The sequence below is a fragment of the Chitinophaga sp. MM2321 genome (genome assembly GCF_964033635.1).
In the GTDB taxonomy this organism is placed as follows: domain Bacteria; phylum Bacteroidota; class Bacteroidia; order Chitinophagales; family Chitinophagaceae; genus Chitinophaga.
This window is the reverse complement of record NZ_OZ035533.1, coordinates 2,338,095-2,351,772: the sequence shown is the minus strand read 5'-3', so window position 1 is coordinate 2,351,772 and position 13,678 is coordinate 2,338,095. Positions and strand designations below refer to the sequence as shown.

Genomic DNA, 13,678 nt, shown 5'->3' with positions numbered 1-13,678 from the left:
ATGAATCAGACTGCTATCGGTCTGATTCGTAGTTTCAGCTTAAACTTTGTTCCTTTATGCAGAAAATACTGGTTGTTGAAGATGAAGTAAAAGTAGCCAACGCCGTTAAAAAAGGATTGGAAGAAAATGGCTTTGATGTGGAAGTTGCCTATGATGGGCGCATGGGAAAAAGTCTTGCAGCCAGCAACAGTTACGACCTCGTTATTCTTGACCTGAACCTCCCCCACAGCAATGGGTACGAGCTATGCGAGATTATCCGCCGCAAAAATATCCGGGTGCCGGTTATCATGCTTACCGCCCTGGGTGGTGTGGAAGATAAAATGCAGGCTTTCGAACTGGGCGCAGATGATTACCTCGTAAAGCCTTTCGACTTCCGCGAACTGCTGGCAAGGATCCGCGTATTCCTGAAACGCGCCGGTGCCGACTCCCCACATAGTACCCAGTACAAAATTGTTATTGCAGACCTGGAAATCGACAGAGAGCGAAAAGAAGTAACCAGGGGTGGTAAAAAAATAGCTCTTACTGCAAAAGAATACCACCTACTCGAATTCCTGGCACTGCACAAAGGCAAAGTGATCTCCAAACTCACTATCGCTGAAAAGGTATGGGACATTGACTTTGACACCGGGACCAACGTAATTGAGGTATACATGAACTTCCTCCGTAAAAAGATTGATAAAGATTTTGAACAGAAATTATTGCATACCAAAACAGGGATGGGATATTATCTTTCAGAAGAGTGACCTGTAAACCCACCCTTAAAATCTATTCTTTATTCAGGTGAAGATCAAGTACAAAATAGCGTTATATTACACGGTGTCAGCAGCTCTCATGCTGATCGCCTTCGCCGTACTTGCCTATTATTTCTCTGCCAAATCACGTAAAGCCGAATACCTCGAAAGACTGGAATATCGCGCCCGGTCAATAGCCAGTGTGATTATAGAAGATGGACACGTAAAAGTAGACCTGCTCCGGAAGCTGGACAGAACTACCTTCCAGGATCTTTACAAGGAAAGTATCCTCGTATACAATCCCGACTATGACCTATTGTATAGTAACCTGAAAGATACCACCATCCGCACCCACCGCAGTTTACTGGACTACATCAAAGAAAATAAACTGTATAGCTATGATAAAGGTAGCAGCGAAGTAGTAGGCGTTTATTATACAGAAGAAGATATCTCTGTGATTGTCATTGTTTCTTCCTTTGATAAATACGGCTTTCAGAACCTCCGTAGCTTGCAACAAATCCTGCTGCTGGAGCTGATCACAGCTGTATTGATCCTCATCGGCGTTGGCTATTTCTTTGCGCGTAAGATGGTGCAACCTATTGATCGCCTCGTGGAACAGGTAGACAGCATCAACGCCAATAACATGCAGGATGCCAAGGTAGCCGTAAAAGGGAAAGACGAAATTGCGAAGCTGGGCGCCAATTTCAACACCATGTTGCAACGTCTCAGCGATTCTTTCAATCTGCAAAAGAGCTTTGTAAGCAATGCTTCGCATGAGCTGCGTACACCACTGGCAGCCATTATCAGCCAGCTACAGGTAATGCTGTCAAAAGAGCGCAGCAAGGAAGAGTACCACGCCCTCCTCGTGTCTGTACTTGAAGATGCAGAAAACCTCTCAGATCTCTCCAATGGCCTGTTGCAGTTGGCACAATCAGAACTCCGGCAGCAACAGTTTGTATTCAGTAATGTACGCATTGATGAACTGCTGATGGATATGGCCAACCTGATACGCCTCAAACAAAAGAACAACAGTAAGGTAGACATCCAGTTCCTAAAAGTTCCAGACAACGAAATCCTCGTTACCTGCTTCGGTAATGAAAGCCTGTTGAAAGTACTTTTCCTCAACCTGGTAGATAATGCCTGTAAATTTTCTGAAGATAATACCGCACACGTATCAATTGATTTCTTCACGAAATACATCACGGTACAGATAAAAAACAATGGTATCAGTATACCAGAGGAAGCAATCTTTAAAGTTTTTGAACCTTTCTACCGCGGAGAAAATGCCCAGCAGATCCGCGGCCATGGCCTTGGTTTGTCCATCTGCAAAAAGATTGTGCAAATTCACAACGGCCATATAACAGTAACCTCCAACCCCCAGGATGGTACTACATTCACAGTAATGCTGCCGCATTTATAAATAAAAGTTACCAGATATTTTAAGTGCTTTTTAATCATTCTTAAAGCCCTCTTTAATCTGACTTACAGAGCTTTGTGTCATGAAATTTGGCACTATGCGAACAATGACGACACTGATCTTATCAGTATGCGTTGGAAGCCTGGGTTTTATTCAACATTCACAAGCCCAATCCCCTGCAAAACAAGTCTCCATGCAGGCTGTGGAAGATTCCTTCCTGGTTAAGAATTATTCATTGCTGGCGCAACGTTACCAGGTAGATGCGGCGAAAGCCCTTGTACGGCAGGCTAAAATGTGGAGTAATCCATCCTTTAGTACGGTGCTGGGTTTTGGCAGCACCAATAACATCAAACCGTTTGATGTAGGCGCCGGCGGTGAAACGCAATACAATATTGAACAACTGATCCAGCTGGCTGGCAAAAGGAATAAAACAATTCAGCTGGCAGCAGCGGCAACAAAAATGAACGAGGCTACCTTCGATGAGTTGGTACGTACGTTACGCCTGCAACTGCGGGAGAGTTTCTACAATATCTACTACCATCAGCAAACAGAGAAAGTGCTGATGGAACAGCTGGATAATCTGCAGAAAATTGTGGATGCATATGTGACCGCAGATAAGAAAGGAAGCGTAGCACATGCTGATCTGGTGCGGTTGCAGGCTTTGCAGGTAGGCATCGAAAACGATTATGCCGACCTTAAACAGGAAGAACTTACCTCACAGAAAAACCTACAACAGCTGTTACATAGCCAGGATTATTATGAAGCCGCATTGTCGGCTTCAGACCTGGCTTCCTACAAACTGGATCAGATCCGGTTACCCGAACTGCTGGACAGTGTAGCAAAAAACCGTCCGGATGTAAGGATAGCAACTGTACAATACCAAACCGCTACATTGAATTACCACCTGCAAAAATCGCTGGCTGTACCCGACCTGCATGTAGGTGCTACTTACGATAAACAAGGTAGTTACATCCCCAATTTCATGGGCCTGACCCTGGGCATCGATCTACCCGTATGGAACCGCAATCAGGGCAATATACGTGCTGCCCAGCTTCAAATAGGTGCAGACCAACTGCAACTCCTCCAGCAACAATCTATTGCACAAACAGAAGTATTAAACGCCTATCAGCGTATAGTTGTATTGGAAAAGCGTTACAAAGGATTTGACCTGCATCAGTTCCAGCATGAATTTGATACGCTGATTGAAGAAGTCGCCAAAAACTTCAGCAAAGGAAATATCTCCCTGCTACAGTTTATCGACTATTTCAACAGCTACAGCGACAACGCAAAAAACATCAACAAATTTTTATCCAACAGGGTAAATGCTTACGAAGAACTCAATTACGCAACGGGACAAGAACTATTTAAACTTTAAGCATATGAAACAGCCTGTTTTATTTCTTGGCTTTTCGCTGCTGGCAGCAGTTATATGGAGTGGATGCAAACATAGCCAGGCGGAGGATTCAGAGAAGAGCACATTTGTACTCAGCGATACCATGCTGAAAAATATACGGATCGATACCGCACATATACAACCGGTGTTGAACGAAGTACGGCTTTCCGGTAAGGTGGCCCCCAATGGTGGTAAAGTATTAAAGGTATATCCGCTGGTAAGTGGTTATGTGGAAGATATAAAAGTACAATTGGGCGATTACGTACAAAAGGGACAGGTACTCGCTGTGATCCACAGTGCAGAAATAGCTGACTATGAGAAGCAGCTGGCACAGGCGCGTTCCGATCGCGGCGTAGCCGAAAAAAACCTGAAAGTGGCCCAGGACCTGTTCGACAGCCGCCTGAGTACAGAAAAAGATGTGGTAAATGCCAATGGTGAACTGGAAAAATCAAATGCCGAAATCACCCGGCTGAATGACCTGTTTAAAATATACCGCAAAGGTAAAGGTGCTACCTATCTCGTTACGGCACCTATTTCCGGCTATATCATTGAAAAGAATATCAACAACAGTATGGAAATCCGTACGGATAACAGCACCAATATATTCACCATCTCCGAACTGGATGATGTATGGGTAATGGCCAATGTTTTTGAAACAGATATCGCCAAAATAAAAGAAGGATATGAAGCGGATGTAGTAACCGTGAGTTACCCTGATGAACCCTTCCATGGCAAGATTGACAAGATCTACAACTTCCTGGACCCTGCTACTAAAACCATGCAGGTAAGGATTAGTATCGATAATAAAAATATGTTGCTGAAACCGGAGATGTTTGCTACTGTGTATGTAAAATATACAGATAAAGAAGAAAAAATCGCCGTGCCTTCTGCCGCTGTAATTTTTGATAACAGTAAGAACTATGTGCTGGTGTTTAAAGACAAGTTCAACATTGCAGTAAGAGAGGTAGAAGTAGCTAAAACAGCTGGCGACATCACTTATCTGCAATCCGGACTGCAACCCGAAGAGAAAGTGATCTCTACCAACCAGTTGCTGATCTACGACGCACTTAAAGACTAATTACTGCAATGAAGCAATTATTTTCCATAGGACTGTTAACACTCTGCAGTACCAAATTACTGGGACAGGGTAAGAAAACGGATAGTATTATCCCGTACTCTTTCCATTTCCAGCAAACCCTGGTAACACAGTGGCATCCTGACTTTCCGGCGAAGTATTCAGGGCCCAACAGCTTTCATACACATGAAGCAAGTGCAACCTCCATCACCAGCACACTGTACGTAGGAATGCGCCCGTTAAAAAATCTGGAACTATATTTAAACCCCGAACTCGCCGGTGGCACAGGTCTCAGCAAAGCCACCGGCATCGCGGGTTTCCCCAATGGGGAAACATTCCGGGTGGGCAGTCCCAAACCAAAAATTTACCTCGCGCGTGCTTATGCCGTTTATACGTTACCGTTAACCATGCGAACAGAAGTCCATAAGGATGATCTGAATAATATAGCCGGCACCACGCCCACTCATTATTTACGCTTTATTGGTGGGAAATATTGTCTGGCGGACTTCTTTGATTTAAACGCCTATAGCCATGACCCACGCACCCAGTTCCTTAACTGGTCGCTCATGGGCAATGGCGCCTGGGATTATCCCGCGGATGTACGGGGGTATACCCTGGCCTTAACATTACAATACCGGAAAGATAACTGGATACTGCAGGCAGCTACCTCCCTGGAGCCAACAGAAGCCAACGGCCCCAAACTTAATTATCACTATCATACGTCTAACGGAGAAGTGGTAGAGATAACGCATACGTATACCCTGAATAGACACGAAGGCAATATGCGTGTGATGACGTTCATCAACCAGGCCCCCATGGGCGACTACCAGGAGGCTATAAACACATCCACCCACCCTCCTGACATCACTTCCGTACGTCGCAATGGTCATACCAAATACGGTATTGGCGTGAACCTCGATCAGGAGTTCACCACAGACGGTGGCGCTTTTCTAAAAGCATCCTGGAATGATGGCCATCATGAAACCTGGGCCTATACAGAAATAGATCGTTCTGTAAGCGCCGGATGGTTACAGGCTGGTACATCATGGCGCCGTGCACAGGACAATGCAGGCCTCGCGCTGGTAGTAAACGGACTATCTCCCGACCACCGCCATTATCTGGAAGCCGGCGGATCCGGCTTTATGCTTGGTGACGGTCAGCTCAACTATGGCCCTGAAATGCTTTCCGAAATTTTCTATCAATATAACATCACCAGGCTACATATTGCTTTAAGTCCGGACTACCAGTTTGTGATGCATCCCGGCTACAACAAGGACCGCGGACCGGTAAATATCCTAGGATTAAGGACCAGAGTGGCTTTCTAAAGAACAGGAGTTATGAACAAATTCATCAGAAATATAGTAGCCTTTTCGCTCAAGAATAAACTGTTTGTTTTCTTCAGCGTTGCTACGTTGATTGTTGCAGGCGTGTTTTCATTTTTGCATACACCTATTGAAGCATTTCCCGATGTTACCAATACACAGATAGTGATCGTGACCAAATGGAACGGCCGCAGTGCACAGGAAGTAGAACGTTTTGTAACACTGCCCGTGGAAGTAGCCATGAACGCAGTACAACGTAAAACCAGTGTTCGTTCTGTGACTATGTTTGGTCTTTCTGTTGTAAAGATCATGTTTGAAGATGATGTGGAAGATTTCTTTGCACGGCAACAAGTCAATAATATGCTGGCCAGCATCCAACTGCCGGAAGGGGCCGAACCGGAAGTACAGCCTCCCTACGGCCCTACGGGTGAAATATTCCGTTATTATTTAAAGAGCAACAAACGCGACTCCCGCGATCTGCTTACCTGGCAGAATTGGGTGATAGACCGCCAGATTCGCAGTGTGCCCGGTGTAGCCGATGTAGTTGCCTTTGGCGGACAGGAAAAAATTTATGAGATCTCCGCAGATCCCGTACGTCTCGCTAAATATGATATTACCCCGCTGGAATTGTACCAGGCCGTTGCCAAAAGTAATGTGAATGTAGGCGGCGACATCATTGAAAAAAACGGGCAGGCATATGTGGTACGTGGTATCGGCTTGCTCAACAGCATCCCTGATATTCAGAATATCATCATACAGAATATCAACGGCGTACCGCTACTGGTAAAGGACCTGGCCAATGTGCACGAAGCTTCCGCCCCGCGCGTGGGACAAGTAGGCCTGGATAAAAATGATGACCTCGTAGAAGGAATTGTGGTCATGCGCAAAGGAGAAAATCCCAGTGAAGTACTGGTGCGCCTGAAAGAAAAGCTGAAAGAACTGAATGAAACCATCCTGCCGGATGACATAAAAATGGAAACCTTCTATGACCGTGATAACCTCATGGATTTTTGCACACACACCGTGATGCACAACCTTCTGGAAGGTATCATTTTCGTAACAGTGATCGTATTCATTTTTATGGCCGACTGGCGCACCACCGTGATCGTATCCATTATTATACCGCTGGCATTATTATTTGCCTTTATGTGCTTGCGCATAAAAGGTATGAGTGCAAACCTGCTGTCTATGGGCGCTATCGACTTTGGTATTATCATAGATGGTGCAGTGGTAATGGTGGAAGGCATTTTTGTAATGCTCGATCACAAAGCCCACCGGTATGGGATGGAGCGGTTTAATAAGATGGCTAAACTGGGATGGATCAAACAGACAGGTGGAGAACTGGCAAAGGCCATCTTCTTCTCAAAACTCATTATCATCATTTCCCTGATCCCTATCTTTTCTTTCCAGAAGGTAGAGGGTAAAATGTTTTCCCCACTGGCCTGGACACTGGGCTTTGCGTTAATGGGCGCCTTGTTGTTTACCCTTACACTGGTGCCTGTATTGTGTTCTATCCTGCTAAATAAAAATGTAAAAGAGAAGAACAACTTTGTGGTGAAATTCTTTGACCGCATTGTTACCAATGGTTTCAACTGGACATATAGAAATAAAAGACTGAGCCTAACCTTGTCGCTCACCTTTATGGTGCTGACATTCCTCTCTGCAAAATTCCTGGGAACGGAATTCCTGCCACAGCTGAATGAAGGCTCCCTGTGGGTTACCACCGAACTACCCATGAGCATGTCGCTCACGGAAAGCACCAAAATGGCGCATAAAATCCGGCAGGACCTGGGCGCATTCCCGGAAGTAAAGAGGGTCTTGTCGCAGGTGGGCCGCTCTAATGATGGTACAGATCCTAACGGATTTTATTTCATACAATACCAGGTGGATCTGGCGCCTAAAGATGAATGGAAACGCAAGCTCACGCAAGACGAGCTGATCTCACAGATGGAACAACGTCTGAAAAAATATCCTGGTATTATTCTCAACTTCTCCCAACCTATCAGTGATAACGTATCGGAAGCGGTGGCCGGTTTTAAAGCCGCTAACGGCGTCAAGATCTACGGGGATGATCTGGTGCAGCTGGAGGCGCTGTCGCAACAGGTAGTGGCACAATTGAAGACAGTACCGGGTATCAAAGACCTTGGCGTGATCCGGAATATTGGTCAGCCTGAAATGAGTATTAACCTGGACGATAACAAGATGGCACAATACGGTGTGTCTACCGGCGATGCACAGGCTGTCATAGAAATGGCGATTGGTGGTAAAACAGCTACGCAGTTATATGAAGGTGAGAAGAAATTTGATATCCGTATCCGTTATGATGAGAATTACCGGAAGACGGAAGAAGACCTGGCTAACCTGATGGTACCTACTATCAACAACAACAAGGTGCCGCTGAAAGAAATAGCTGAAATAAAAACAATCACCGGTCCGGCATTTATTTACCGTGATATGAACAAGCGTTTTATTGGCGTGAAGTTCTCTGTACGTGACCGTGACCTCGGTTCTACCATTGCAGAAGCACAGCATAAAATCAATGAGGTCATTAAACTACCTAAAGCCTACAGCATAGGCTGGACGGGCGAATTCGAGAACCAGGTACGTGCCACACAGCGTTTGGGACAGGTAGTGCCGGTTAGCATCATCGCCATTTTTGTGGTGCTATTTATTATGCTGGGTAATGTGAAAGATGCAGGACTGGTGTTGATGAACGTACCTTTTGCATTGATCGGCGGCATCCTCGCATTGCATGTTACCGGTATGAATTTCGGTATCTCCGCAGGTGTTGGATTCATCGCGTTGTTCGGAATCTGTATTCAAAACGGGGTAATACTCATATCTGTATTCCACAAAAACTTACTGGCGAAGGTCCATTTAAATGAAGCGATCAGGATGGGTGTACAAAGCCGTATCCGTCCGGTAGTGATGACAGCCCTCATGGCGGCCATCGGCCTGGTGCCGGCAGCATTGTCACATGGCATTGGTTCCGAAACACAGAAGCCATTGGCCATTGTGGTGATCGGTGGTTTGATTACTGCAACCGTACTTACCCTACTCGTGTTTCCGATCATTTTTTATGGCGCCTATAAAAATAAGAAAGCATCCATGTAAAAAATTCAGCACGCAGCAAAAGGCTGACTGCTTTAACGCTTAGTTCGCATATAGGTTGATAGAATGGTTATGAAAAAAGGAAAGGCCCGACAACGTCCGGCCTCACTGATTTTATGATCTCTACTCCGCCCTGCCGAGAAGAAACAACGCGGGGCGGATTTTTATTTAGGAATTTTTCTTCGTCTGGATTTATTGAACATCAGCCCTTTCTCTACACCTTTCCGCATAGCGGCTTTCTCTTCTTCGGGTAGTGCATTCACAGTCTGACAAGCTTCACTGCAACAGCCATGGTACTTTTTTGCACAGGCATCACATTGAATGAACAAGAGATGACAACCTTCATTCAAACAGTTGGTATGTGTATCACAAGGTTCACCACACTGATGACAATGGCTGATAACATCTTCACTGATGCGCTCACCCAGGCGGTCATCGAATACAAAGTTTTTACCTTTGAATTTAATGGGCAGCCCTTGTTGTTTTGCTTTGTTGGTATATTCAATGATGCCCCCTTCCAGGTGAAATACATTTTTGAACCCGTTATGTAGCATATAGGCAGAAGCTTTCTCACAGCGGATCCCACCGGTACAGTACATGATGATGTTTTTGTCTTTCTGATCCCGGAGCATATCAACCGCCATGGGTAGCTGATCGCGGAAAGTATCGGAGGGCACTTCAATGGCGCCTTCAAAATGTCCTACTTCATATTCATAGTGATTGCGCATATCCACCACCACGGTATCAGGATCATTGGTGAGTTCATTAAAGCCTTTTGCATCTACATATTTACCGCGGTTGGCCATATCAAAAGCAGGATCTTCGATACCATCCGCTACAATCTTCTCCCGTACTTTAATTTTTAATACGAAGAATGATTTACCATCATCATCTACTGCAATATTCAACCGTACACCATGGAGGAAGGAGATGGCGTACAACGCTTCCTTCAGCGCCTCAAAATGATGTTGCGGCACACTGAGTTGGGCATTGATGCCTTCATGTGCTACATAAATACGTCCGAATACATCCAGTTTGAAAAGGGTTCCGTACAGTTGGTCGCGGAAAGCCTGCGGGTCTTCGATTTTCGCGTACTGGTAGAAAGAAATAGTAACGCGTTTAATTGTTTCCATCGCCAGCCGTTGCTTGAGTTCGGCGGCGGATACTCTGTTGTGTAAGGCCATTTTTTGTTTGAAATTTTAAGGACACTTGCTCTAGTGAACAAAACTTCTATCAATTCCCCCCGTTTAAAGGGTACAGATCGATAAATTATAAACTGTTCTTCCGGTTTTTCCCCGGAAAGGATGCAAAGATAAGCATAATCAGCATATTCTCTGTTTGAGGCCACAAAATGAGTGAATAATTTCCCGGTATGTCCCAGGGTCAGGAACGGTACGTTTCCGCCTTCTTACTCCATTCAAATAAGAAATGGAGGGAAAAGTATGCTGCGGAGCTGATAATCAGGATGTAACCTATAAAACCGGGGGTTCTCAGTTCTACTGCACCCGGCAGGTCATTTAATTCGGTAATACGGGCAGCGGCAGCCATGACGACACCGGCTATGAGAGCGATGAGGGCTATTCGTTTCATGGTAGATATGGTTTCATAAGTGACCGTAAAAGTAACACTTCCGTGTTATTAAACCAAGCCAAAATACACGCTTAAACACTTTATTATCTAACATCACCTGACAATCAAATGTTCACAAAGTGTGCAGAAAATATTGGCTGTTTTATAACTATCTGATAATTATTGTATATAACTTCGTCCTTAAGTTATTACCCCTGTTGGCACCCTTTTTGAAATTACTACTGAGAAAAATATTGTTTAACCCTAAATGTTATGTTATGAGTATTTACTTTACCTACTTTATTTATGCAGTGGTTGGTATCTGGGTCTACAGGTTGCTGGCTTACTTTTTCGATGAGAAGAAAGAAATGAAAAGCAAGAAGAGATAGCATTTACGGATTTTTTGATTTACGATTTTTTGATTTTGGGGATGTAGAAATTTCATTTCTAAAATCGGATAACGTTTAACAAAACAAAATTCCAAAATCACTAAATCCCAAAATATTGATTATTTATTGAAGCTGACAAGCCCCCCGAACAAGCCACCAAACCCAACTCTCACGCCTATACGTGTTTTATCCTGGCTCTGGTAGCCGGACACTACATCGACCCTGAACATTTTCAAGATGTTTTCCAGGCCGGCAAAAGCTTCTACATAGTTATTATCGCCATTTACATAAAAGGCATTGGCGCCTATGACCAGGTTCCATTTCAGCCGGTTAAACAACGGAATTTTATTTGTGAGCAAACCATTGAAATGATGTTCCAGGTTGGCAGTCGTATAAAATGGCGCGGTAGTGCTGTATTTGTAATAGGGAGCCAACTGGAAACTGTTCAGGTATTTCATGTTGTAAAAAGTCTGGTTACCATTGAAATGCTGGTAATCCGGCAGCTGCACATTGCCGGCAGTAATAAATCCACCTGCACTTACCCGGTAACGGAATTCACCAAACAATTTAAAGTTCATTCTGTCAAACATGGAAACATTCCATTTGTCAAAATCCACAATGCTGTTCACCACATTGGGAATCCCTTTGCTATAGCCTATTTCAAAGGTCGGATACTTTGATCCGAATGGAAGTTTGCGATCCGGGAGCTCCACAAATTGTTGCCCTGGTTGAAAGCGAAAGCTCAAGTCCAGCACCAGGGCGGTATGTTTATTAAACGGCACACCGGCCAGTTCATAAGGATGATTGGGCGTGAATTGCTTATTATCATTTTTGAAGATGACAAAATCTGTTGTGTTCACTACCGGATTCCTGTTTTCATAGGTAATACCCGCTGTAAACCTGTCATTCGTCTGAAACGTACGGCTGTACTGCAAATGGCCGAACCAGTTTTCATACAGCTTCATATAATTTTCTTTCAGCAACAGGGTATAAAATTCATTCGTGATATTATCAATAGGATTGTCCTGGTTGAATTGAGAGATCCGCTTCCCTCCTGCCAGGCTCCAGTTATTATGGCCGTACTTTTTTTTGATCTGGCTGGCACTGCTATAGTCAATTTGCGTATAGGCGTTTAAGTGAGTATTGCTCAATCCGTAACGCACAAACGGTGTTACACGCAGGTTTCTTTCCTCTCCCAGGTTAAAGTACGCAGTAGGTTCTATTGCCAGCACCAGCCCCTCTACGGTGTTATATTTCAGCGATTTCACCAAAGATTTTACCCGCAACTCATGATGTTCAATAGCACTATCCCGGCGGAAATAATAATTGTGCTTAACGCCTCCCCATAACACATCCATCACCTTTACCTTCTTCTGTTTTTGTTGCAAAGAATCCAGCGTATAACGCGAGAAAGCGGAATCACGGTTAGCTTTGGCAGTACTGTCTTTTTCGTGATAATCTTTTATCTCCGCCTCTTCCAGCGGCACAGGCCGGATACTATCCCAGTAAGGAATATTTTTCTTGTCAAATGCGGTATCATACTTCAGGAAGACGTTATCAAAATATTTAGGTGGAAAGGCAGGCTTTACATTATAGTCTGAATATACATTCACAAAATTTCCTTCCATGGCAAAGCCGAATTTCCTGAAAGACATATACATCACCTGGTCCTTTACCCGCCATACATCGTGGGCTACAGGCACATGCGTTTGCCGGATACGGAGTGTATCCATAATTTCCAGCTGGTATTCCGATGTCAGGATAAGGTCTGTACTATGAATGCGCCAGTCCTTGTCTGTAATGAAAATATAGCCGGAAAATAAGGGTTCCTGTTTACGCCGCGGTATCACCAAAATCTTATTAACCGTAATTCCATCTTCCACAAATTCTCCTTCCAGTTTGTATTTATAATAAGAAAGTGCATTTTGTGCAATGGGTGAAATATAGCCCCGTGGCCCCATCTGCGTGATAACGGCAGCCACATTATTATCATAAAAGCTGATGAAAGCGGGGAAACTCAATCCAAATCCGCCGCCACTTTTACGGGAAGAAATCACTTCCAGTTTCATCTTATCCGGCAGCCGGTAAGATATTTTTGTAACAGATTCTGACAGGAAGATCATGCCCTTACCGGTACTGTCTACCCCTATATCTTTCTTATCGATTTTTTGTCCCATGAAGCGGGTGGGCGTTCCTTTCATACCAATGGTGCCTTTGATATAGGACATGCAGGTATACTCCTTTACCTGTTGCTGATAAAAAGCACGTTTCCTGATCGCCTGCCGGATAATGGCATAAGCGGGATCTTCGCCCCCCGATTTCACCACTACTTCCCTGATCTGCATGTTGATAGGTTCCAGGTGAAAATCCAGTGTTTGCACGGTGTTGTTTACGGTGATAACGGTTTCTGTTTTACGGTAACCCATATACTGACAAACAATCGTATACTGACCCGGCGCCAGCTCCAGCTGGTATTGGCCTGCTGCGTTGGTAGTTGTACCTGTGGAAGTGCCTTTAATTAATATGGTTGCAAAAGGAAGGGGTTGATGCTTGTTGTCGGTAACGCTGCCTCTGACCGCATTAGCCTGACAGTAAGAAGTGAGGAAAAAACAAAACAGGGTAGGTAAGTATTTTATCATAGCTCAAAAATAACCACCTGGTGTTTACAGGA

Annotated in this window: 9 protein-coding genes; 6 read left to right on the top strand and 3 right to left on the bottom strand. The window is 44.5% G+C overall.

Going from position 1 to position 13,678, the window contains the following annotated elements; translation table 11 throughout:
* Positions 1-56 precede the first annotated feature (56 nt).
* The 6 genes from ABQ275_RS09070 (at position 57) to ABQ275_RS09045 (ending at position 9,052) form a co-directional block, all read left to right on the top strand.
* Positions 57-743, top strand: a complete 687-nt coding sequence (locus tag ABQ275_RS09070; RefSeq protein ID WP_349317970.1) for a response regulator transcription factor — start codon at positions 57-59, stop codon at positions 741-743.
* 37 nt (positions 744-780) lie between these two features.
* Positions 781-2,151: a HAMP domain-containing sensor histidine kinase gene (locus tag ABQ275_RS09065; RefSeq protein ID WP_349317969.1), complete on the top strand. Its 1,371-nt coding sequence runs from the start codon at positions 781-783 to the stop codon at positions 2,149-2,151.
* A 94-nt stretch (positions 2,152-2,245) separates the two neighbouring features.
* Complete coding sequence (locus ABQ275_RS09060; protein WP_349317968.1) at positions 2,246-3,523, top strand: TolC family protein; 1,278 nt, start codon at positions 2,246-2,248, stop codon at positions 3,521-3,523.
* 4 nt (positions 3,524-3,527) lie between these two features.
* Positions 3,528-4,619, top strand: a complete 1,092-nt coding sequence (locus ABQ275_RS09055; RefSeq protein WP_349317967.1) for an efflux RND transporter periplasmic adaptor subunit — start codon at positions 3,528-3,530, stop codon at positions 4,617-4,619.
* A gap of 8 nt (positions 4,620-4,627) precedes the next feature.
* The gene (locus tag ABQ275_RS09050; protein WP_349317966.1) at positions 4,628-5,941 is read left to right on the top strand and encodes a carbohydrate porin; all 1,314 of its coding nucleotides are present in this window, start codon (positions 4,628-4,630) and stop codon (positions 5,939-5,941) included.
* A 12-nt stretch (positions 5,942-5,953) separates the two neighbouring features.
* A complete protein-coding gene (locus tag ABQ275_RS09045) occupies positions 5,954-9,052 on the top strand; it encodes a CusA/CzcA family heavy metal efflux RND transporter (protein WP_349317965.1) in 3,099 nt (1,032 codons plus the stop codon).
* A gap of 161 nt (positions 9,053-9,213) precedes the next feature.
* Here the strand turns inward: ABQ275_RS09045 and ABQ275_RS09040 are convergent, their stop codons facing one another.
* The 3 genes from ABQ275_RS09040 to ABQ275_RS09030 form a co-directional block, all read right to left on the bottom strand.
* Positions 9,214-10,233, bottom strand: coding sequence for a rhodanese-related sulfurtransferase (locus ABQ275_RS09040; RefSeq protein WP_349317964.1), 1,020 nt, complete (start codon positions 10,231-10,233; stop codon positions 9,214-9,216).
* 199 nt (positions 10,234-10,432) lie between these two features.
* Positions 10,433-10,639 (bottom strand): hypothetical protein, encoded by a 207-nt coding sequence (locus tag ABQ275_RS09035; protein WP_349317963.1) that lies wholly within the window; start codon positions 10,637-10,639, stop codon positions 10,433-10,435.
* 487 nt (positions 10,640-11,126) lie between these two features.
* Positions 11,127-13,646 (bottom strand): DUF5686 and carboxypeptidase regulatory-like domain-containing protein, encoded by a 2,520-nt coding sequence (locus ABQ275_RS09030; protein ID WP_349317962.1) that lies wholly within the window; start codon positions 13,644-13,646, stop codon positions 11,127-11,129.
* Positions 13,647-13,678 lie beyond the last annotated feature (32 nt).